Here is a 22,535-nt window from a genome sequence, read left to right as displayed (position 1 = left end):
GCTGTGGGCTCTTTTTGATTGAAAAATGTCTTCATATGCCATCAGACAAGAGTGTGCTTCTCCTATTTTATGACGGGTTGGCTTGTCCATCTGTTTGCCCTCTCCCTCTCAGTCCTATCTCCATACCCCTGGCAAGGCAGAGGAGGGGGCAGGGAAGCTGGAGCGAGGTGCTTGCATGCCCCGTATGGCGAAAAGCGCCTCAAGCCGACAAGGTGCGGGGTCAAGGGTTGCCTGGGTGAAAAGCGCCTCGAGACGGGAAGGCAGGGTCACGGGGCGGTCCCTGTGGTGAGCAAAAGGCGAGATATAGAAATGGCCCAATATCACCATATAAATAGTATTGGGCCATTTCTTCAGATTGACAGATGGCCGAATTGGCGGGTTTGCCGGCATGGCTGGTGAGAGGGGCGACCTTGACCCTGGCGGTCAGCCCCATTCCAGAAGAGAGACGACATCGAATAAGGAGGGGCTCGTCAGTCCAATTCCAGAAGAGAGACGGCATGGGATAAGGAAGGGCTCGCCAGCCCTCAGCTCGCCTGCGGCGGGAGAAGGAACAAAGGAGGGAGGAAAGGTGCACGCAGCCTCGCAACCCTCTGATCGTGTTTAAGGTCGAGTTGAAGAGAGGAGGCGGTCAGCCAGGCTGGCTCTACGGGCTGCGAAGGGGTCATCCGGGGGGAAGGGTATCAGGGGAATGGCCAGTATTGCCGTCAGGTGCTGCACCGTCGTGGCAAAAACAGGGCGCCACCTTGGCGCCCAGCGGATCAGTTGTCCAGGGTGAGGACCACCTTGGCTTCCTTGTCGGTCTCCTTGACCTGGCTGTCGAGCACGAACAGGCGATCCGGCGTGATGCCCTGGGTATCCACCAGATACTCCTTGGTGTTCTGGGCCCGGCGCATGGCGAGGTTGCGCAGGGACTTGGCGGTGATCAGCTGCTGGTCCCGCAACAGGATCACCGCCTGGGCGCGCAGGGCCGGGCTCTGCGCCGGGAGCGCCAGGCGATCGGCCAGGGTGCCGAGGTTTTCGCTGAACTTGGCCTCATAGGCCTCGGCCAGAGCGCTCTGCAGAGCGGGATCTTGCTCCAGCAGGGCGAGATCCACCGGGCTGCCGGTCAGCTTGGCCAGCACCCGCTCCAGCTTCTGGCGCTGCAGGATGGGGCGCTCCTGGTTGAAGTTGACCTTGCCGCGGATGTTCATGCTGAGCCTGGGTCTGTCTTTCAGTGCCTGGGCCAGGGTGGTCAGCTTGCTCTGCTGGGTCGGGGTGAGGGCGGGATCGCCTGGCAGGAAGGGGAGCTCATCGAGATCCTTGGTGCCGCCGGTCAGGGAGGCCAGCAGGGAGAAGGGGGAGGTGATGGCCTTGCCGAGGGTGTTGCCGAGCACGTCCCAGAAGATGTTGCCCAGGCTGAAATCCGGCTGATCCAGGTTGCCCTTCACCTTGAGGTTCATCTTGATGACGCCGCTGGCGTCGCTCAGCAGGGCGATGGCAAGACCCAGAGGCAGATCCTTGGCCTGCTCGCTCTTCACCTTCTCGCCGAGCTGCAGCTTCTTGATGGTGATGTCGTTGTCCCCCTCCAGCCGGTTGCCCTGCAGCTTGTAGTTGAGCTTCATGGAGAGCTGCCCTTTGTCGATGGCGTAGCCGGCATAGGTGCTGGAGTAGGGGGTGAAGGTGGTTAGCTCCAGATTGTTGAAGGCCACTGCGACGTCGAGCACGGGATCGGCGATCAGCAGGTTGGCACCCCCCTTGATGGTCACCGGGGCGTATCTGTCCACCTTGCCATGGAAGTCGAGCTCGGAGCGCTGCCCCGGGACATTGGTGATGTGGCGGCTCTGGCCCGCGAGGGAGGCGATGTCCACCACGAATTCCGGGCTCAGGCTGCGATCGGCAAATCGCAGGTTGCCCTGGGTGGTGCGGACCTGGTCGATGAGGATGTGCGGTGCGGGCGCGCTCTGCTTGCTGGCCGGTTGCGGCAGCAGCAACTGCTGGACGTTGGTGACCCCAGTCTCACTTATCTCGATGCGGGCGAAGGGTTTGCTCAGCAGTATGTCGGCTATCTTCAGCTGCTGGCTGATGCCGTCATAGTGCAGGCCGCCCAGTTGCAGCTTGTCTATCTGCAGCAGCCGCTGGTTGTCGGCCCGATCCAGCACGTCGAGCCCCTCGATGTCGAGCCCGCCGCTGACGTCCAGCTTGCTGAGGGCCCCCTTGTCATCCGTGGTCAGAGCCAGTTTGGTGTGGCTGGCGAGCTGGCCGTCCCGCACGCTGATGCGCAGCAGATCCTGCAGATAGGGCTGGGCCAGGGTGAGCGGCAGGCCCTGTTGCTTGATAGTCCCGTTCAGGGCTAAGGGGCTAAGATCCAGGGTGCCATCAAAGGCCACAGTCGCCTGGGGATGCAGGGTGCCTTTCAGGGTTAGGGGGCTGCTCTGGCCGGGTTGGCTGCCGAGGGGACCCAGAGTGAGCTCCAACCCCGAGAGATCCCGCAGCAGGGGCTTGCCGCTGCTGGACTCGGTCAGCTTGAGCGCCCCCTGGCTGATGCGGGCCTGCTTAAGCTGCCAGCGCCAGGGCTTGCTCGCTTTCGGCTGTTTGGCCGCCGCTTTGGTGGGGGGCGGCGAGATCAGCAGCGCGGCCAGGTCCAGTTGCTGCTTCTCATCGAGCTCGGCGGTGACGACGGGGGCCTTGAGGGTGAGGGCCCCGGCCTCGAGGGACTGCTTGCTGCCATCGACCCGGATCCCGGTCAGGGCCAACTGGTTGAAGCGGGCGAATTCGCTTCCCTTGTTTCTCTTTAGCTGCCAGTTGGCCAGGGTCAGCCTGCCCTTGGAGATCTGCCATGCCAGCCCCTGCTTGCCTGACGTGAGCCGGTACGCCAGCTCGGCGCTGGCCTCTCCCTTGGCCAGTGTGGCCTTGACATAGGGGGCCCAGAGCGGGGCCAAGGGGGCGAGGGCCAGCTTGCCGAGGCTGAGCTGCCCCTTGCCGGCCCCCGTCATGATGTTGAATTCACCGTCGGCCTTGAGGGGGCTCTTCTCATTGAGGGTCGCACTCAGCTGGTAGCGGTTGAGGTCCGTCGGCGCGCTGGAAAAATCGGGCAGTTGCAGGGCGATCTTGCCGAGCGTCAGGGGCGGTACCCAGCCCGGGCTGAGCTGCTTGCGGCTATCCCGGTAGTGAAATTGCCCCTGGACCAGGGCCAGCTTGCCGATGCTTATCACGACGGGCTCGGTGGCAGTCGGTGGCGTCTGGTCTTGCACTGGCGAGAGCAGGGGGGCGAGTGCCTCGGTCAGGTTGAAACTAGCCTCTCCCTTGTTGTCCGCCAGGCGCACCAGATCCACCTTGGGGGCTGTCAGGGTCAGCTCCTCCAGCACCACAGATCTCTGGCGCCAGCTCTCCTTTAGTCTGGGTATGAGCCGCAACCCGTCGAACGACACCAGGGGATGTTGCTGCTCATCGAGCAGGGCGCTGGGCCCCAGGGTGAGGGAGGGGGAACGCAGCCCGACCTCTATCTTCCCCAGGGTGAGCTGCAGACCATAATGGGTGGCGAGCCAGCCCGGCAGGTGGCGCTGGATGAGGGTGGGGGCCTGCCAGAGCAAGATGGTGACGCAGATGAGCAGACCGGCGCAGAGATAGAGGGCGTAACGCAACAGGCGAGCGGGCAGAGGCTTGAGCATGATGGTCTCCATTTGATGCGCACATGGTAGCAATTAATCGCCCTTCGATCATGGTATGGCTCTCGGGCTGCGCCTTGCTCTGTCCGGGTTAGCCGAATTATTGAGCAAGGCTAGGCCTCCCGCACCAGGGCGGGGCTCTCTGGCCGAGCTGCCTTTTTGTTAGAGACGGGTGGAATATTGAGCTAGCGACAAGTCTTTCGCGCCCGCTTGGATGGATTGCAGGCAAGCCATCGGGCCTGGGGAGCCAGGCCTTGAGAGCAGGCGACCCCTGCCAGGGCGAGGCTCGCCAGCCGGTACCTTGGCCCCAGCTGTGACATGAGGCGCGCCAGGGACGAGCGGCCCCCAGAACCCGTCAATCCGCGTCTGTCTTCAAGCCGCTCAGGGAATGGATGCAGCGCTGCTCGGCGGCATCCAGCTCGGCCATCACCATCTGGATATCTTCGAGCTGCTGGCGCAGGGAGTGGCGCCGCGCCTCTATGAGCTGGATCATGGAGTGCAGCTGCATCCGGCTCGAGCGGTCGGTGTCATACATGTCGAACAGCTCGCGGATCTCCGCCAGGCTGAAGCCGAGCCGCTTGCCACGCAGGGTCAATTTCAGGCGGATCCTGTCCTTGTGGCTGTAGATGCGGGTCTGCCCCTCCCGGGCCGGAGTGATCAGCCCCTCATCCTCGTAGTAGCGGATGGTGCGCGGGGTGATGTCGAACTCCTGAGCCAGCTCGGAGATGCTGTAGGTTCGCTCCTTGCCGCAGAAATTGCCGGCTCTCATGGCCTGATCCTGCATGGGGTTACCTCCTGACATGACGACATGCTGCCGCTCTTCCTGGCGGGGGCGCTTTCAGGGGGCATGGCACTCTCCTTGTGCTATCTCATCGAGTCCTGGCTGCTGCTGTCTGGCCCTGGCATGGAGCGCCTGCCCGACCCGGGAGCCGTTGGGGCGGCCGAGCTGCTCGCTCACCCACTGGCCGGTGGCGGCCAGCTTGTCGAGGTTCACTCCTGTGCTCATGCCAAGGCCGTGCAGCAGGTAAACCACCTCTTCCGAGGCGACGTTGCCGGAGGCGCCTGGGGCATAGGGGCAGCCACCCAGCCCGGCCACAGAGCAGTCTATGGTGCGGATGCCGCGCTCGAGCGCCGGCAGCAGGTTGGCGAGCCCCTGGCCATAGGTATCGTGAAAATGCACCGCGAGCCGGCCGGCCGGGACTTCGTGCAGCACAGCATCCAGCATGGGCACCACAGTGCCCGGGGTGCCGACTCCTATGGTGTCACCAAGGGAGATCTCGTGACAGCCAAGGTCCAGCAGCCGCTCGGCCAGGGCGGCGACCCGTTTCGGGCGGGTCGGGCCGTCATAGGGGCAGGCGATGACGGTGGAAAGGTATCCCCGCACCTTGATGCCGAGGCGGCGCGCCTCCGCCACCAGCGGGGCGAAGCGCACCAGGGATTCCTCCACGCTGATGCCGATATTGGCGCGGGTGAAGCCGTCTGAGCAGGCGGTGAAGAGGCCAATCTCGTCGACCCTGGCCTGGATCGCGGCCTGCAGACCTTGCAAATTGGGCACCAGGGCGCCGTAACGGGTCGCTCCCTTGCGGGGCAGGGCCTCAAAAAGTTCGGCGGAGTCTGCCATCTGCGGCACTCGCTTCGGGGAGACGAAGGCCCCCACCTCGATGCGTTGCAGGCCGCTCTCGGCGAGGCGGTTGATAAGCAGAAGCCGCTGCGCCAGCGACAACAGGCGGGGTTCGTTCTGTAGCCCATCCCGCGGTCCCACCTCCACCAGACTGACCCTGTCGACGGGCGTGCCATGCTCCTTGCTCATGCTGCACCTCCCTGAACCTTCTCTGCGCTCGGGTCGGCAAAGTGCACCAGGACGGCACCCTGACTCACCTGCTCCCCCTGGCGGCAGCAGAGGGAGGTGATCACCCCCTCCTTGTCTGCTTTCAAGACATGTTCCATCTTCATCGCCTCCAGCACCAGCAGGGGTTGCCCCTTGCTGACGGATTGCCCGACCTCGACCAGCAGCGCCACCACAATGCCGTGCATGGGGGCCAGGGCGCCCTGGGCTGTTTCGTGATCATGGTGTGGCCTATGGCGTTGATCATCGGTGGCGAAGGGAATGCGCCTTCCATCCAGTTGCAGTACGAAGGCGGCCTCTGCCACCGGGGTGACGGGGCAGCGCACCCAGCGGCCCGCCCACTGCAGACGGATATGATCAGTGCCCAGCTCATAGGGGTAGGTTTCCCCCTGCCATGTGAGCCGACCGGCGCGCTCGGCCAGGGTCAGTACCCGGGCCTCCTCGCCGATCCGCACCGCCGCCGTCAGGCTGCTGCTCTCGCCCAGCCGAAAACCGGGGGCCTGCTGCCAGGGGGTGGGACCGGTGCGACTGGCGAGCCAGAGGGTGGCCAGCGGCCAGGCGAGGTCCGGGGTGCCCAAGGGTTCGGTGGGAATGGGCCACTGGGTGTGGTGCGCCATTGCCAGCACGTCCGGCTCCTCACACAGGCGCAGCAGCAGCGGACCGTTGTGCACCAGGGGGCCGAGACTCAGGGCCGCCAGGGCATCGGCCAGCCTGGCGAAGGCCTCGGCGCGGCTCTGGCCGTGGGCGACCAGCTTGGCGATCATGGGATCGTAATAGGGGCTCACCTCATCGCCGGCGGCGACCCCGGTGTCGATGCGCACCCCCTGTGGCCAGTGCAGCCAGTGGATGGGGCCGCTGGCGGGCAAGAAGCCTGCGCCTACGTCCTCGGCGTAGAGGCGCGCCTCCACGGCATGGCCGCGCAGCACCACTTCCTCCTGGGTGAGCGGCAGCGGCTTGCCCTCGGCGACTGCCAGCTGCCAGGCCACCAGATCCTGGCCGGTGACGGCCTCGGTGACCGGGTGCTCCACCTGCAGCCGGGTGTTCATCTCCATGAAGAAGAACGCCTCCCCGCACAGCAGAAATTCGATGGTACCGGCCCCCACATAGTCGATGGCCCGGGCGGCGGCCACGGCGGCCTCGCCCATAGCGCGGCGCAGCGCCGGGGCTATGTTGGGGGCGGGGGCCTCTTCGATCACCTTCTGGTGGCGGCGCTGCAACGAGCAGTCCCTGTCCCCCAGGTAGATGGCGTTGCCGAGGGTATCGGCGAAGACCTGCACCTCCACGTGACGGGCGCGGGCGAGATAGCGCTCGAGCAGCACGTTGTCATCCCCGAAGGCGGCCAGGGCTTCCCGTTTCACCGCCGCCAGGGCTGCGTCAAACTCGTCTATCTGCTCGACCCGGCGCATCCCCTTGCCGCCGCCACCGCTGGCGGCCTTGATAAGGAGGGGGAAGCCGATCTGGTGCGCCTGATCACGCAACAGGGCTGGTGTCTGATCCGCGCCGTGATAGCCAGGCAACACGGGGACGCCGGCTGCCTGCATCAACGCCTTGGCGCCGGATTTGTCCCCCATGGCGAGGATGGCAGCGCCGCTCGGGCCGATAAAGCGCAGTCCCTGTTGTGCACAGGCGCTGGCAAAGTCGCTGTTCTCAGACAGAAAACCGTAGCCGGGGTGCACGGCATCGGCCCCGGCCTCGCGGGCAATCTTCAGCACCTTGGCGGCATCGAGGTAGCTCTCCCGCGCGGGGGCAGGCCCCAGGTGCCAGGCCTCGTCGGCTTCCCGCACATGCATGGCGCGGGCGTCGGCGTCCGAGTAGAGGGCTATGGTGTGAATGCCGAGGCGGCGGGCGGTCTGGATGATGCGCACGGCTATCTCGCCTCTATTGGCGATCAGCAGGCGCTTGATGGGAGCCTGATCTGTCATGTCTGCTCCTCGTTATTCATAAAGGCACACTCGTTCATGAAGAGATCGAGGGGGGCAAGGCGTTGATCCTCCCCCCGGTTATCCTCGCCGTGGTTGGCGACAAGAGGGCGCTTGATGGGCCGGTATTGAGTCATGTCTCATCCTTGAAACGGGGGCGCCAGTTGGGGGGGCGCTTGTCGAAGAAGGCCTGCATCCCCTCCTGGGCTTCGAGTCCGACCCGCACCCGGGCTATGGTCTCGACGGTTATCTCTTCGTGTTGATGGCCGGGCTGGTGTTCGATGGCGGCCAGCAGCCGCTTGGTCTCCTTCATCGCCTGGGGGCCGTTGCGGCACAGACGCATGCCTAAAGCCCGTCCCTCCGAGAGCAGTTTCTCCGGCGCACAGAGCCGGTGCGCCACGTTGAGGCGGCAGGCGGTGATGGCATCGAAGGGCTCGGCGCTCAGCATGTAGCGGCGGGCCTGGCGCATCCCCATGGCGCGCACCACATAGGGGCTGATCACCGCAGGCACCAGCCCCAGGCTCACTTCTGAGAGGCAGAAGCGGGCGTCGTCGCTGGCCAGCACTATGTCACAGGCACAGAGCAGGCCGAGCGCTCCGCCATAGGCCGCCCCCTGCACCAGGGCCACGGTGGGGAAGGGCAGCTCGTCCAGGGCTTGCATCAGCCTGGCTAGCACCCGGGCATCCTCCCGGTTTTTTTCAAACGAGCTGGGATCGAAGTCGCCATTGAGCTGGTTGCGCATCCAGTTGAGATCGGCACCGGCGCAAAAGTGCCTGCCCTCTGCCCGCAGCAGCAGGACATGGGGGCGTTCGGCCAGTGGCTGGCCGTGGCGATGGGCCAGATCATCCAGGCAATCGAGCAGCTCCTGCATCAGATCGGCATCGAGGGCGTTGTGGCGGGCGGGGCGCGCCAGCACCAGCTCAACCAGCGGACCGTGGCGCTCAAGCCGACAGCCAGCCAGGGGGTCATTGCACAGTGGATCGGACATGTCGAACTCCTTACATCCTGAAGATGCCGTATTGCTCGGGCCCGGGCTTGGCCCCCTGGCAGGCGGCCAGCGCCAGGGCCAGCACGGTACGGCTCTGGGCGGGATCGATGACGCCGTCATCCCAGAGCCTGGCGCTGGCGTAGTAGGGGTGCCCCTGGCGTTCATATTGCGCGATGACGGGGGCGCGGATGGCGTCCGCCTCCTGCTCCCCCAGGGTCTTGCCGTCGGCCGCCAGCTTGTCCCGGCGCACCTGCACCAGCACCCCGGCAGCTTGCTCGCCTCCCATGACGGAGATGCGACTGTTGGGCCAGCTGAACAGAAAATCGGGCTCATAGGCGCGGCCACACATGCCGTAGTTGCCGGCGCCAAAGCTGCCCCCGACGAGCAAGGTTATTTTGGGCACCCGGCTGCAGGCCACGGCGGTGACCAGCTTGGCGCCGTGCTTGGCGATCCCCTCTTTTTCCGCCTGACTTCCCACCATAAAGCCGGTGATGTTCTGTAAAAACAGCAGGGGAATGGCACGCCTGTTGCAGAGCTGGATAAAGTGGGCGCCTTTCTGGGCACTGTCGCTGTGGAGCACGCCGTTGTTGGCGAGTATCCCCACCGGCATACCCTGAATGCGGGAGAACCCGGTGACGAGCGTGGTGCCGAACAGGGCCTTGAATTCGTCGAACACGGACCCATCCACCAGGCGGGCGATGAGCTCCCGGGCGTCATAGGGGCGCTTGAGGCTGGTACCCACCAGGCCGTAGAGCTCCTCTATGGGGTAGAGGGGCTCATCGTAGCTTGGTGCTGAGCTTGCGAAGCCCAACACCGGAAAATCTCTCGATTGCGAGGAGGAAGCCCCAAGATTGCCAACCAGAGTGCGGGCTATGGCCAGGGCATGGGCATCGTCCTCGGCCAGGTGGTCGGCCACCCCGGAGTGGGCGCAGTGCACCAGGGCGCCCCCCAGGGCCTCGGCGCTGATCTCCTCGCCGGTGGCGGCTTTGACCAGGGGCGGACCCGCCAGGAAGATGGTGGCCTGTTCCCTGACCATGATGGACTCATCCGCCATGGCGGGCACATAGGCGCCCCCGGCGGTGCACAGCCCCATCACCACGGCGAGCTGGGGGATATTCTGGGCCGACATCCGGGCCTGGTTGTAGAAGATGCGGCCAAAGTGCTCCCGGTCGGGGAACACCTCGTCCTGCATGGGGAGGAAGGCGCCGCCGGAATCCACCAGATAGAGGCAGGGGAGGCGCAGTCGCTCGGCGATGGCCTGGGCCCGCAGGTGCTTTTTCACCGTGAGCGGGTAGTAGGTGCCCCCCTTGACGGTGGCGTCGTTCACCACCAGCAGGCAGAGCCGGCCCGCAATCTGGCCGAGCCCTGTGATGATGCCGGCGGCGGGCACGGGTTCCTCATAGACCTGCCAGGCGGCCAGGGCCGAGAGCTCGAGGAAGGGGGAGCCCGGGTCCAGCAACTGATTGATGCGTTCGCGGGGCAGCAGCTTGCCACGGCCCTGATGGCGGGCGTTGTTGGCCGCGCCGCCGCCCTGGGCTATCTCGGCGAGGCGGGCGTTGAGATCGGCCACCAGGGCCTGCATGGCCTCCCGATTGGCGGCAAAGTCGGCGCTCGTTGTATCCAGGCGGGAGTGGATCTGGCTCATGGGTTCTCTCCCATCTGGTTGTTGCTGCCAATGGCAGGGGGCAAAGAGAGAAGCATCATGCGTTATCTCCCATCAGCTCGCGGCCGATGAGCCAGCGGCGGATCTCCGAGGTGCCGGCCCCTATCTCGTAGAGCTTGGCGTCCCGCAGCAGGCGGCCTGTGGGGTATTCGTTGATATAGCCATTACCGCCGAGCAGCTGGATGGCATCCAGCGCCATCTGGGTGGCATTCTCGGCGGCAAAGAGGATGGCGGCGGCGCAATCCTTGCGGCTGGTATGGCCCTGATCGCAGGCCGCAGCCACCGCATAGACCAGGGCGCGGCTGCTGGCGAGCCGGGTATACATGTCGGCGAGCTTGCCCTGCACCAGCTGGAAATCGCCGATGGCCTGGCCGAACTGCTTGCGTTCGCGCACATAGGGGAGCACCACGTCCATGCAGGCCTGCATGATGCCGAGGGGGCCGGCGGCCAGCACCACCCGCTCGTAGTCGAGGCCGCTCATCAGTACCCGGGCCCCGCCGTGCAGGGCGCCGAGCAGGTTCTCTGCCGGCACGGGGCAGTTGTCGAACACCAGCTCGCAGGTGCTGGAGCCGCGCATGCCGAGCTTGTCGAGCTTCTGGGCGGTAGAAAAACCGGGAGTCCCCGCCTCGACGATAAAGGCGGAGATCCCCTTGGCCCCGGCATTGGCATCCGTCTTGGCATAGATGACGAAGGTGTCCGCATCCGGGCCGTTGGTGATCCACATCTTGTTGCCGTTCAGCACGAAGTGATCGCCTTCGCGCACCGCGGTGAGCCGCATGCTGACCACGTCGGAGCCGGCCCCCGGCTCGCTCATGGCCAGCGCCCCCACATGCCTGCCGCTGACAAGATCAGGCAGATAGCGCGCCTTCTGATCAGGGGTGCCGTGGCGGTGGATCTGGTTGATGCAGAGGTTGGAGTGGGCGCCGTAGGAGAGGCCGACCGAGGCGCTGGCGCGGCTCACCTGCTCCATCACCAGCACATGGGCCAGATAACCCAGATCCACCCCTTCATACTCTTCCGCCACAGTGATGCCGTGGAGCCCAAGCTCACCCATCTTTGGCCAGAGGTCGCGGGGGAAGGCGTTGCTCTGGTCAATCTCGGCGGCGCGCGGGGCTATCATTTTCTGGCAGAAGGCCTCGACCTGTTCGGTCAGGGCGCGGAGGGTTTCATCCATCAGGGCATGCATCCTTGCTCTCCTTGGTCTCTGGTGCTCACCAATCTCGCGCTCTCGAAACAGAGGGAAACTGGTCAGTCCATTCGTGATTTAAGTTTACGTTAGCGTAAACGTAAATGAGTTGTTAGTCTAAGGTAAATTCGTTGAGTGCCGACTGCAAGGGGCATGCCCCCGAGCGGGCAAACGCAAGGAGTGAGCAAGATGATCAGCGAGTGCATCCGGTCTGCCGGCCTGCCTGAGGGGCTCTGGCACAGTGCCAGCCCCCGGACAGCCAAGGAGAGTGCGGCATGAGCCAACACCACACCCAGTACGGGGATCTGCCGCTTTATATCGGCGGCGAGGCGTACCCTTCCGCGAGCGAAGCCTGGATCGAGGTGACCAACCCGGCGGATCAGAGCCTGCTGGCGCGGGTGCCGAGAGCCACCCCGGCCGAGGTGGAGCTTGCGGTGCGCCGCGCTCACGACGCCTACCTGCTGTGGCGGGAGGTGCCGGCCCCTGAGCGGGCCCGGGTCATGTTCAACTACCAGCATCTGCTCAAAGCCCATCACGACGAGCTGGCGACCCTGCTGGCCCAGGAGACAGGCAAGAACTTTGCCGATGCCAAGGGGGATGTGTGGCGCGGCATCGAGGTGGTGGAGCAGGCCTGCGGCGTCGCCAGCCAGACCATGGGGGAGACCATGGGCAACGTGGCGCGCCGGGTGGATGGCCACTCCTGGGTGCAGCCGCTGGGGGTCTGCGTCGGCATCACGCCGTTCAACTTCCCCGCCATGATACCGCTCTGGATGTTCCCCCTGGCGGTGGCCTGCGGCAACGGCTTCGTGCTCAAACCTTCCGAGCAGGATCCCCTGACCCCCATGCGGCTGGCCGAGCTGTTCACCGAGGCGGGGGCGCCAGCGGGCATCCTCAGCGTGGTGCACGGGGGCGCCGAGCAGGTGGATGCGCTGCTCGCCCACCCGGACGTGAAGGCGGTGAGCTTCGTGGGCTCGGCCCGGGTCGGGGCCCATGTCTATCGCATCGCCACCGACCACCTCAAGCGTGCCCAGTGCTTCGTCGGTGCCAAGAATCACATGGTGATCATGCCGGACGCCAACAAGGCGCAGGTGCTGAGCAACCTGGTGGGTGCCGGGGTGGGCGCTGCCGGTCAGCGCTGCATGGCCATCAGTGTGGCGGTCTTCGTGGGCAGCTCCCGCGACTGGATCCCGGATCTCGCTGCCGAGTTTGCCAGGGTCAAGCCGGGTGTCTGGCACGATCCAGAGGCCGCCTATGGCCCCCTTATCAGCCCTGAAGCCAAGGTTCGAGTCGAGGGGCTGATTGAAGCAGGCATGGCAGAGGGAGCCCAGTGTCTGCTGGACGGGCGTTTTTGCGACGTGCCCGGCTACCCGGTGGGCAACTGGGTGGGGCCGACCCTGTTTCGCGGCGTGACCCCCGAGATGCGCATCTATAAGGAGGAGATCTTCGGCCCCGTGCTCGCCTGCCTGGAGGTGGAGAGCCTGGACGAGGCGCTCGCCCTCATCAACGACAACCCCTATGGCAACGGCACCTCCATCTTCACCGGTTGCGGCGCCGCGGCCCGCAAGTTCCGCCACGAGGTGGCGGTGGGTCAGGTGGGGATCAACGTGCCGATTCCTGTGCCGCTGCCCTTCTTCTCCTTCACCGGCTGGCGCGGCTCCTTCTACGGTGATCTACACGCCTACGGCAAGCAGGCGGTGCGTTTCTACACCGAGACCAAGACGGTGACGGAACGCTGGTTCGATGAGGACATACCAACCGGACCCAACATGACCATCCACCTGCGGTGAGCAATGGCCGATGGGCGACGGCACTCCCGCCAGCGCGCAAAACACGATCATCCACCTGCGTCGAACGGTGGATCTGCGACAAGCAATCGAGATAACGAGGAAGCGAACAAGATGGATTTTACCCTGACCGAATCCCAACGGGCCTGTGTCGACTCGGCCGGTGCCTTCGCCGATCTGGCGCTCAAGCCCCATGCCGCGCGCTGGGACAGGGAGCACGAATTCCCCATCCCCACCATCAAGCAAGCGGCGGCGCTGGGTCTGTGCGGCCTCTACACCCCGGAGCAATATGACGGCCTGGGCTTGAGCCGACTCGACGCCAGCCTCATCTTCGAGCGCCTGGCCATGGGCTGCACCTCCACCACGGCTTACCTGACCATACACAACATGGTGAGCTGGATGCTGGGCAGCTGGCTGCCGGCCGAGGTGGCTGCAGAGTGGGTGCCGAGGCTGGCCAGCGGCGAGCTGCTGGGCTCTTACTGCCTCACCGAGGCGGGGGCGGGATCGGACGCCGCCGCCCTCAAGACCCGTGCGGTGCGGGACGGCGATGACTACCTTATCGACGGCAGCAAGGTCTTCATCTCGGGGGCGGGCAGCACCCAGGTGCTGGTGGTGATGGCCCGCACCGGGGGCGAGGGGGCCAAGGGGATATCTGCCTTTATGGTGCCCGCCGAGACGCCGGGTGTGAGCTATGGCAAGGCGGAGGAGAAGATGGGCTGGAACAGCCAGCCGACCCGGGAGGTGAATTTCAGCGCCGTGCGCATTCCCGCCCGCTACCGGCTGGGGGAGGAGGGAGAAGGGTTCAGGTTCGCCATGCAGGCGCTCGATGGGGGACGCATCAATATCGCCAGCTGCTCGCTGGGCACAGCCCAGCAGGCGCTGGACGACGCCCTGGCCCATGTGCAGCAGCGCCAGCAATTTGGACACCCGATCAGCGAATTCCAGAGCGTGCAGTTCCGCCTCGCCGACATGGCCACCGAGCTGGCCGCCGCCCGTCTGCTGGTGCGCCAGGCCGCCGCCAAGCTCGACAGCTGCAGCCCGGACAAGAGCGCCTGGTGCGCCATGGCCAAGCGTTTTGCCACAGACGTGGGTTATCGCGTTTGCGATGAGGCCCTGCAACTCTTTGGTGGCTATGGTTATATCCGCGAGTATCCGCTCGAGCGCTACCTGCGCGACACCCGGGTGCACCGCATTCTGGAAGGCACGAACGAAGTGATGCGGCTCATCATCGCCCGCCGTCTGCTGGGGGATCCCGGCCTGTCGCTGGAGTAAGGGGGGCAGCGCGTCCTCCGCCTCTTGTTGCTGGGGGGCGGCGGACTGGCGCCGCGCCGTCGTCAGGCTTTGTGAGCCAACCGAATTTCGGCTCCATTCAACCCTGTCATCATGGCGGCAGGTTTAATGACAAGGACAGTGCAATGACAAGGATCAGGCTCGAATATCACGGTCACGTGGCCTACATCACGCTCGACCACCCGCCTGCCAACACCTGGACTCTGGCCAGCCTGCAAGCCTTCTTGCAGATGATGGTGGAGCTCGACAGTCGCCCCGACGTGGTGGCCCTGGTGATCCGCGGGGCGGGGGACAAGTTCTTCTGCGCCGGCGCCGATCTCAAGATGTTTGCCGACGGCAATGTGGAGCACGCCCGCGAAGTGGCAGAGGCCTTCGGTCGCGCCTTCGAGGCGCTGGCCCGCTTCCACGGGGTGAGCATAGCCGCCATCAATGGCTTTGCCATGGGGGGGGGCCTCGAGGTGGCGCTGGCCTGCGACATTCGCATCGCCGAGCAGCAGGCGCTGCTGGGGTTGCCTGAGGCCTCGGTGGGTTTGCTGCCCTGCGCCGGTGGCACCCAGCGTCTCACCGAGCTGGTGGGGCCGGGCTGGGCCAAGCGGATGATCCTCTGCGGCGAGAAGGTGAGCGCCACCCTGGCCTACGAGATGGGGCTGGTGGAGGAGGTGGTGACCGAAGGGCACGCCTGGACGGCGGCGCAGCAGATGGCCCAGCGGGTGGAGCGCCAGAGCCCCAGCGCCCTGCGCGCCTGCAAGCAGCTCATCAATCAGGGGCGCAGCGGCCACAGGGATGCGGCCCTGCCCCTGGAGCGCAGCCTGTTCCTCGCCCTGTTTGACGATGCCAACCAGCGCGAGGGGGTGGCGGCCTTCCTCGAGAAGCGTGCCCCGCGCTGGCGCTATGACAAGAGCGCGGGAGAGTCCCATGACTGAACCCGTGCGCCTGGCAACCCATCCCACGGCGGACGGGCACCTCATCGGCATCCTGACCCTGGACAGCCCCGCCTCCCTCAACGCCCTGAGCCTGCCGATGATCCAGCGCCTGCAAGGGGCGCTCACCGCGTGGGAGCAGGATCCTGCCATCGTCTGCGTGCTGTTGCAGGGGGCCGGGGAGAAGGCATTCTGCGCCGGCGGCGACATTCGCTCCTTCTATTACCGCCAGCAGGAGGAGAGCGAACAGGCGCTCTTTGCCTATGCCCGCGACTTTTTTGAGCAGGAATACCGGCTGGATCAGCATATCCACAGCTACAGCAAGCCGCTCGTCTGCGTGGCGGACGGCATCTGCATGGGGGGCGGTATCGGCCTCTTTGCCGGCGCCGATTTTAGGGTGGTGACCGAGAAGAGCCTGTTCGCCATGCCGGAGGTGACGATCGGCCTCTACCCGGACGTGGGGGCCAGCTGGTTCTTGAGCCGCATGCCCGGGCGACTCGGGCTCTGGCTTGGTCTGACCGGTGCCCGTTTCAACGGGGCGGACGCCCTGGGGCTGGGGCTCGCGGATCACGCCATGGCGAGCCGTGAGCGGGCCGAGCTGCCGGCGCGGCTCGCGGCCCTCGACTGGGCCGATCAGGGCGATCCGCGCGAGCAGATAGATAGGCTGCTGGGCGGGCTGCACGCCGAGGCCGGCGAGCAGCTGCCGGCTCCCGTGATCCTGCCCCATCAGGCCAGGATCCATGCCCTGCTGGCCGGACGTACCCTGCAAGGGGTGCTGGACAGGCTGGAGCATGCCGTCTTCGATCCCGCCCTTGGCGAAGGGAGCCTGGCACAGGCCAGCGACAGCTGCCGCACCGGCAGCCCCATCAGCCGCGCCATCCTCTGGCGCCAGTACTGGACGGCGCGCCGCCAGTCCCTGGCCGAGGTGTTTGCCGACGAGTTGGCGCTCTCGGTCAACTGCGTGCTCAAGGGAGATTTCGTGGAAGGGGTGCGGGCCCTGCTCATCGACAAGGACAAGTCCCCCCGCTGGCAGCCGCCCCGGCCCGGCACTGACTGGCTTGAGGATTTCTATCGCTGGCCCGAGGGAACAAATCCCCTGGCCTAGCGCTGGCCAAGGTGCTGCCAAGGGCGCGCCGGACGAGGGGCCGGATAACGAACGAAGCAAGGAGTGAAGAATGACAAGGATTGGATTTATCGGGCTCGGCAACATGGGGGGGCCCATGGCCGCGAACCTCGCCAGGGCGGGCCATGCAGTGCAGGTCTTTGATCTGGTGCCCGAGAGCCTGGAGCGGGCCATCAAGGCCGGTTGCATCGTCGCCGGGGATGCCCGGGAGGCGGTCACCGGCTGCGATGTCGCCATCAGCATGCTGCCGGCCGGGGATCATGTGCGCGGGCTCTGGTTGTCAGAGGGGGGCGGCCAGGATCTGTTGGGGACCTTGTCGGCGGGGGCCCTGGTGATCGACTGCTCCACCATAGACGTGGCTTCGGCCCGCGCTGTGGGGGCTGCGGCCAAGGCGCGGGGCATCCGCTTCCTCGATGCCCCCGTCTCCGGCGGGGTGGCAGGCGCCGCGGCGGGCACCCTGACCTTTATCGTCGGTGGCGAGAGCGCCGATTTCGAGGCGGCCAAACCCATCCTGGCTAGCATGGGGCAGAACCTGTTCCATGCCGGGGCGCTCGGGGCGGGGCAGATCGCCAAGATGTGCAACAACATGCTGCTCGCCATCCACATGGCGGGCACCGCAGAGGCCCTGGCGCTTGGGGTCAAGGAGGGGCTGGATCCGGGCGTGCTCTCCACCATCATGGGCAAGAGCTCGGGCAACAACTGGAGCCTGGAGCGCTACAACCCCTGGCCCGGGGTGATGGAGAATACCCCCGCATCCCGCAACTATGAGGGGGGCTTTATGACCCGGCTGATGGTCAAAGACCTGGGGCTCGCGATGGCGCTGGCCGAGCACGCCCACAGCGCCGTGCCCATGGGGGCGCTGGCCCGCAACCTCTTTAACCTGCACGCAAGCCAGGGCCAGGAGAGCAAGGATTTCTCCAGTATCCTGGCGTTGTATCTCGGTAAAGATCAGGGTGAGAAGTGAGAGCGCTGGCCTCCCATCATTCTCTTTAACCTGCACGCAAGCCAGGGTCAGGAGAGCAAGGATTTCTCCAGTATCCTCGAGCTCTATCGGGACAAGACAGATCCGGGTTAAGCGCCGCTATCAAGCTTTTTACGCGATAGTCTTTTACTCGACAGTCACCGGCCATCTCATCAGGAGCATTCATGGACATTCATAACAGAGTCATTGCCATCACGGGGGCGGGACGGGGGCTCGGCCGCGCCATCGCCCTGCGTCTGGCCAGCCAGGGGGCCATATTGGCCCTGATCGACGTCAACCGCGCCGATCTGGAGGTGACCGAGGCCGAGGTGCGCAGCCGGGATGGTCGCTGCGCCCTGTTCGTCTGCAACGTGGCGAGTGAGCCCGAGGTGGAGGCGACCTTTGCCGCCATGGAGGAGCAGCTCGGCGCCCTGCATGGCCTGGTCAACTGCGCCGGCATATTGCGGGACGGCATGCTCATCAAGGTGAAAGAGGGGGCGCTGGTGGAGAAGATGAGCCTGGCCCAGTGGCAGGCTGTCATCGACGTCAACCTCACCGGCACCTTCCTCTGCGGCCGCGAGGGGGCGGCCTTGATGGCGAAAGGGGGGCAGGGGGGGGTCATCATCAACATCTCCTCCATCGCCCGCGCCGGCAATATAGGCCAGAGCAACTATGCCGCCAGCAAGGCGGGGGTGGCCTCATTGGTGGTGACCTGGGGGCGGGAGCTGGCCCGTCACGGCATCCGGGTGATGGGCATAGCCCCCGGGGTCTTTGCCACCGACATGACGGCGGCCATGAAGCCCGAGGCGATGGCCCGGATGCAGCAGGCCATTCCGGTCGGCGCCCTGGGGCAAGGGGAACAACTGGCCCAGACGGTGCAATTCATCTTCGCCAACGACTATCTGTCCGGGCGGATCATCGATCTCGACGGCGGCTTGCGACTCTAACCCCGGCGGCGATCCGCCCATGCCCCTTGCCACCGGCACAGGGGCATTTTTATGGCCGCTTTACCCAAAAGACCTGCCTGACACCCAGGGAGACCCGTTGCATGGGCATGCAGGGCTTCTTTGAAAAATAGGGCTGACATCATGGAAAAACGTGAAAGATCAACGGGTCTTTCTGAATTTGAACCAGCTCACAGGCCGGGTGAGTGAGTGCTGTAGAATTGCGCGCGGTCAAGGCGGTGCATGATTGGCACTGCGAAGGATTGCGGTCGGAATAGTCATGCAATATAGTTGCCGCCTTTTTCACGGGGTACGGATTTATCGCCCCTCCCATGTCGCGCGCTGTATGAATACGGATGCTCAGCCGCCGCTTAATAAAACAGGTTTGAGATGGACAAGAAACTAGGGCTCGGCGCCCTCATTTCGCTGGTGATCGGCTCCATGGTCGGTGCCGGGGTCTTCAGTCTGCCACAAAACATCGCAGCGCACGCCAGCGCCGGGGCCGTCGCCCTGGGGTGGGCCATCACCGGTCTTGGCATGATCTGCCTCGCCCTGGTCTACCAGAACCTCTCCATGCGCCGCCCGGATCTCGACGGGGGCATCTTCAGTTACGCCAAGGCCGGTTTCGGTGATTTCGTCGGTTTCAACGCCGCCTGGGGCTACTGGCTGTGCCAGCTGCTGGCCAACGTCTCCTACGCCATAGTGGTGTTCAGCGCCCTGAGCTACTTCTTCGACACCCCGGACAGGGTCATCTTCGGTGACGGCAACACCCCGGTCGCCATCACCCTCGCGTCTCTCCTCATCTGGTCGGTGCACGCCCTGGTGCTGCGCGGCATCCAGGTGGCGGCCCTGGTGAACATAGTCACCACCATCGCCAAGATGGTGCCCCTCATCGTCTTCTGCGTCGCCGTCCTGCTCGCCTTCAACATGGAGACCTTCACCCTGGACATCTGGGGGCAGGGCAACACCGAGCTGGGCTCGGTGATGGATCAGGTCAAGTCCACCATGAAGGTGACGCTCTGGGTCTTCATCGGCATCGAGGGGGCCGTGGTGGTCTCCGCTCGTGCCCGTCACCGCAAGGACGTGGGCCGTGCCACCGTACTGGCGCTGCTCGGCGCCCTGGCGCTCTACGTCATGGTGACCCTGTTTTCGCTAGGGGTGATGAACCAGCCGCAACTGGCGGCCCTGAAGAATCCCTCCACCGCCATGATCCTGGAAGCCGTGGTCGGCCCCTGGGGCGCCTGGCTCATCAACATCGGACTGGTGATCTCCGTGATGGGGGCCCTGCTGAGCTGGACCGTGCTGGCGGCGGAAGTACCCTATATCGCGGGCAAGACAGGGGTCTTCCCGGCCTGGTTTGCCAAGGAGAACAAGAACGGCTCCCCCCAGGTGTCGCTCTGGTGCTCCACCTGCCTGGTGCAGGTTTTCCTCATCATCATCTACTTCCAGAGCAGCACCTACCTGGCGCTGGTGAACATCGCCACCTCGGCGGCCCTGGTGCCTTACGTCTTCTCCGGCGCCTATGGCCTCAAGCTGGCGCTGCAGGGCACCACCTACGAGCACCAGCCCCATCAGCGCAAGCGTGATCTGCTGCTGGCCCTGGTGGCAACCGTCTACGGCTGCTGGCTGGTCTATGCCGCCGGGGTGGAGTACCTGCTGCTGGTGGCCCTGCTCTACAGCCCGGGGATCTTCATCTACTGGAAGGCGCGCCAGCACCATGGCCTGCGCAGCCTCAACCGGCTGGAGCGGGGGATGACGGCGGCCCTGCTCGGTTGCGCCGTGCTGGCCTTCTACAAGGTGATGGACGGTACCATTCCCCTGCATTAATCGGCACAATAACGAGATGGCGCAACGCCATCTCTTTTTTTATGGGCAATGGCGGTCAAGTTGACCGCCATTTAGCTATATAAGGAATTTTTATGCTGTTTGTGGGTTATCTGGTGTTGGGAGCCTTCGCGGGCATGCTGGCGGGACTGTTCGGGATCGGCGGCGGGCTCATCATAGTGCCTGTGCTGGTGCTGAGCTTTCATGCCCAGGGGGTGGCCCCGGAGATCATTACCCACCTCGCCCTCGGTACTTCTCTGCCCACCATGATCTTCACCGGCTTCAGCTCCCTGCGGGCCCACCAGGAGGCGGGGGCGGTCGACTGGGTGATGATACGGCGCCTGGGGGCCGGCATGCTCATCGGCGCCTGGCTCGGCGGCCTGACCGCCAGCCAGCTCAGCGCCAGCACCCTCAACATCATCATCGGCTGCTTCGCCTGGACCATGGCGCTGCAGATGGGGCTCAACCTCAAGCCCAGGGCGGAGCGCCACATGCCAGGGCCGGTCGGCACCGGCATCGCGGGCACCATCATCGGCTGGCTCTCGGCGCTGTTTGGCATAGGAGGGGGCTCCATGACGGTGCCTTATCTCAGCTGGAACTCGGTGCCCATGCGCAACGCCGTGGCGGCCTCCGCCGCCTGCAGCATGCCCATCGCCCTGGCGGGCAGCCTGAGCTACCTCTATGCCGGCTGGGGCCATGCCGGCTTGCCCGAGTGGAGTGTCGGCTACATCTATCTGCCGGCCCTGCTTGGCATAGTGCTGACCAGCACCCAGTTTGCCCGCGTCGGCGCCAGGCTGGCCCATCGCCTCTCCCCCAAACGGCTCAAGCAGGCGTTCGCCCTGCTGATGCTGCTGGTGGGCGCCAAATTCATGCTGTTTAGCTGATCCATTCGGCAGATTGTTGAAAAATAAGGCGAACGGTTCGCCTCCTGGCAGAAAGCCATTGCATTGGCAGGCCAGTTTGCCTATTCTCCTCGCCGGTGGTCCCATTGGTCCTCTCGCATTGATAACTCGTCAACCTGGTCAGGACCGGAAGGTAGCAGCCAAGGCGGGGGACTCGAGTGCCGGGATGTGGCTGGTGGGGCCACCACCTGTTTCTGCAATTCAATAAGTTAGCTTCCTAAAGCCCTTGGTCATCCACTTTGTGTGGACGACGAGGAGCTCATCGATGAATCTCTGGCTCAGTCCCCACGGCATCTGGTATTACCGGAAAGTCACCACGCTCCCCTGTGGTCGTCGTAAAGAGATCAAAAAATCCCTGCATACCCGAGACAAGCTTACGGCACGAAGCAAGGTTGCCCAGTTGCTTGCCTGTGTGCGTTCCAGAGCTCAGCCAGTCGTGCAATCCGCAAGCGAGCCAGAGAACCCTCAACCTCAGTCGCACATCAAGCCTGCTGTTCCGGCGGCCAAACCGCTTGCTCCGCTCTTGTCGGTCTTGAGTGACCGCTATCTGAAAGAGAAGGCCCTCTCCTGGGCACCGAAAGAGCTCAGCAACCAGAAGAACTACATCGGCTGCTTCATCAAGGCGCTGGGTGATAGACCGGCCGCTGACTATGGGAAAGCGGATGTGGTCAAGTTCAAGGAGGGCCTGCTGAACTCCGGCAAGAGCCCGACCACCATCAACAAGTATCTCCAGAAGCTCTCCCTGCTGTTTAACTGGCTGGCTAACCATCAGGATGGGGTCATCAACCACTTCGCCGGATTGAAGCTACAGCGAGCCAAGGAGGTGAACTCACGAAGTGGGTACACAGCGGAAGAACGTCGCAAGTTTATCGGGTGGGCTAAGCAGCAAGAGCCCCACCGTAGGTGGATTGCTCTGCTGGGTCTGTTCACCGGAGCTCGTGCCAACGAAATCTGTCAGCTCTATGCCGATGATGTGCAACAGGTTGACGGTATATGGTGCCTGAATATTCGCAGTGGACGGCCAGACCAGAAACTCAAGACGGCCAATAGTGCTCGTCTCGTTCCTCTCCATCGGCACCTTCTCCAGAGCGGTTTCATCGAGTTTGTGAAGGGGAGGATAGGGGGACGCATCTTCCCTGAGCTTCCCCATCGACAGGACAGTTACAGCCACCTGTGGGGGCAGTGGTTTAGCCGCCATCGCCCCGTCGACAAGGACTTCCACAGCCTGCGGCATACCGTGGGGGCAGCACTCAAAGATCACGGAGTGCCATTGCAGTATGCGGCGGCGATCTTGGGTCACACCAACGGGGCGATCAGCTATGACCGATACGGTGGGGATGTCTCGCTGGAGAAGCTCAGCGAGGTGATAGAAGCGGCCCTCTCATCCTTTGCTGATGCCGGATAAAAGGAGGGATGGGTCTGCCGATCTGCTGAAATTTTGGCAGATTTAAGAACTTTTTCTACGAGATTTCATACAGAAAAAGTTCTATAAAATGCTGAAATTTCTGCAGATTGACTGCTTGGTTTGGGCCCTTTGCTTT

The 22,535-nt window shown here is 64.5% G+C and carries 17 protein-coding genes and 1 other RNA gene; 10 read left to right on the top strand and 8 right to left on the bottom strand.

Translation table 11 applies throughout. The features are described 5' to 3' along the window. Nucleotides 1-758 precede the first annotated feature (758 nt). From AB5Y91_RS10285 to AB5Y91_RS10250, 8 genes are all read right to left on the bottom strand, one after another. Entirely contained in the window at nt 759-3,647 is a 2,889-nt protein-coding gene (locus tag AB5Y91_RS10285; RefSeq protein ID WP_368169708.1) for a DUF748 domain-containing protein, read from the bottom strand. 352 nt (nt 3,648-3,999) lie between these two features. Further along, on the bottom strand, nt 4,000-4,413 hold the full coding sequence (locus AB5Y91_RS10280; protein WP_106887960.1) for a MerR family DNA-binding transcriptional regulator: 414 nt from the start codon (nt 4,411-4,413) through the stop codon (nt 4,000-4,002). 69 nt (nt 4,414-4,482) lie between these two features. Next, nucleotides 4,483-5,454, bottom strand: coding sequence for a hydroxymethylglutaryl-CoA lyase (locus AB5Y91_RS10275; protein ID WP_368169707.1), 972 nt, complete (start codon nt 5,452-5,454; stop codon nt 4,483-4,485). Beyond that, nucleotides 5,451-7,412, bottom strand: coding sequence for a biotin carboxylase N-terminal domain-containing protein (locus tag AB5Y91_RS10270; RefSeq protein WP_368169706.1), 1,962 nt, complete (start codon nt 7,410-7,412; stop codon nt 5,451-5,453). The genes AB5Y91_RS10275 and AB5Y91_RS10270 overlap by 4 nt, the downstream gene beginning before the upstream one ends. After that, entirely contained in the window at nt 7,409-7,546 is a 138-nt protein-coding gene (locus tag AB5Y91_RS10265; RefSeq protein WP_171276072.1) for a hypothetical protein, read from the bottom strand. Before AB5Y91_RS10265 ends, AB5Y91_RS10270 begins: the two co-directional genes overlap by 4 nt. Further along, nucleotides 7,543-8,397: an enoyl-CoA hydratase-related protein gene (locus AB5Y91_RS10260; protein ID WP_234677485.1), complete on the bottom strand. Its 855-nt coding sequence runs from the start codon at nt 8,395-8,397 to the stop codon at nt 7,543-7,545. Before AB5Y91_RS10260 ends, AB5Y91_RS10265 begins: the two co-directional genes overlap by 4 nt. A 10-nt stretch (nt 8,398-8,407) precedes the next feature. After that, nucleotides 8,408-10,042 carry a carboxyl transferase domain-containing protein gene (locus AB5Y91_RS10255; RefSeq protein ID WP_368169705.1) on the bottom strand — a complete coding sequence of 545 codons (1,635 nt, stop codon included), beginning with the start codon at nt 10,040-10,042 and terminating at the stop codon, nt 8,408-8,410. Nucleotides 10,043-10,097: 55 nt separating this feature from the next. Then, nucleotides 10,098-11,246: an isovaleryl-CoA dehydrogenase gene (locus tag AB5Y91_RS10250; RefSeq protein ID WP_368169704.1), complete on the bottom strand. Its 1,149-nt coding sequence runs from the start codon at nt 11,244-11,246 to the stop codon at nt 10,098-10,100. Nucleotides 11,247-11,521: 275 nt separating this feature from the next. On the opposite strand from AB5Y91_RS10250, the gene AB5Y91_RS10245 reads away from it, so the two are divergent. From AB5Y91_RS10245 to AB5Y91_RS10200, 10 genes are all read left to right on the top strand, one after another. Then, nucleotides 11,522-13,033, top strand: a complete 1,512-nt coding sequence (locus AB5Y91_RS10245) for a CoA-acylating methylmalonate-semialdehyde dehydrogenase (RefSeq protein WP_368169703.1) — start codon at nt 11,522-11,524, stop codon at nt 13,031-13,033. Nucleotides 13,034-13,144: 111 nt separating this feature from the next. Beyond that, nucleotides 13,145-14,302, top strand: a complete 1,158-nt coding sequence (locus AB5Y91_RS10240) for an acyl-CoA dehydrogenase family protein (protein WP_368169702.1) — start codon at nt 13,145-13,147, stop codon at nt 14,300-14,302. Nucleotides 14,303-14,445: 143 nt separating this feature from the next. Next, on the top strand, nt 14,446-15,243 hold the full coding sequence (locus tag AB5Y91_RS10235) for an enoyl-CoA hydratase (protein WP_262110055.1): 798 nt from the start codon (nt 14,446-14,448) through the stop codon (nt 15,241-15,243). Continuing rightward, entirely contained in the window at nt 15,236-16,345 is a 1,110-nt protein-coding gene (locus tag AB5Y91_RS10230; protein ID WP_368169701.1) for an enoyl-CoA hydratase/isomerase family protein, read from the top strand. The genes AB5Y91_RS10235 and AB5Y91_RS10230 overlap by 8 nt, the downstream gene beginning before the upstream one ends. Before the next feature lie 70 nt (nt 16,346-16,415). After that, entirely contained in the window at nt 16,416-17,327 is a 912-nt protein-coding gene (gene mmsB / locus AB5Y91_RS10225) for a 3-hydroxyisobutyrate dehydrogenase (RefSeq protein WP_368169700.1), read from the top strand. A gap of 182 nt (nt 17,328-17,509) precedes the next feature. Then, nucleotides 17,510-18,271, top strand: a complete 762-nt coding sequence (locus AB5Y91_RS10220) for an SDR family oxidoreductase (RefSeq protein ID WP_368169699.1) — start codon at nt 17,510-17,512, stop codon at nt 18,269-18,271. 387 nt (nt 18,272-18,658) lie between these two features. Then, the gene (arcD, locus tag AB5Y91_RS10215) at nt 18,659-20,095 is read left to right on the top strand and encodes an arginine-ornithine antiporter (RefSeq protein WP_368169698.1); all 1,437 of its coding nucleotides are present in this window, start codon (nt 18,659-18,661) and stop codon (nt 20,093-20,095) included. A 92-nt stretch (nt 20,096-20,187) separates the two neighbouring features. Beyond that, the gene (locus AB5Y91_RS10210) at nt 20,188-20,976 is read left to right on the top strand and encodes a sulfite exporter TauE/SafE family protein (protein ID WP_163155089.1); all 789 of its coding nucleotides are present in this window, start codon (nt 20,188-20,190) and stop codon (nt 20,974-20,976) included. A 102-nt stretch (nt 20,977-21,078) separates the two neighbouring features. Then, nucleotides 21,079-21,175, top strand: an RNA gene (gene ffs, locus AB5Y91_RS10205) — signal recognition particle sRNA small type. 84 nt (nt 21,176-21,259) lie between these two features. Next, nucleotides 21,260-22,399, top strand: coding sequence for a site-specific integrase (locus AB5Y91_RS10200; protein ID WP_244776030.1), 1,140 nt, complete (start codon nt 21,260-21,262; stop codon nt 22,397-22,399). Nucleotides 22,400-22,535: the final 136 nt, after the last annotated feature.

Origin of the sequence: Aeromonas sp. R4-3 (assembly GCF_040908275.1) — a bacterium.
In the GTDB taxonomy this organism is placed as follows: domain Bacteria; phylum Pseudomonadota; class Gammaproteobacteria; order Enterobacterales; family Aeromonadaceae; genus Aeromonas; species Aeromonas rivipollensis.
Note: the sequence above shows the minus strand (reverse complement) of the source record. Positions and strands in the feature narration are given on the sequence as shown.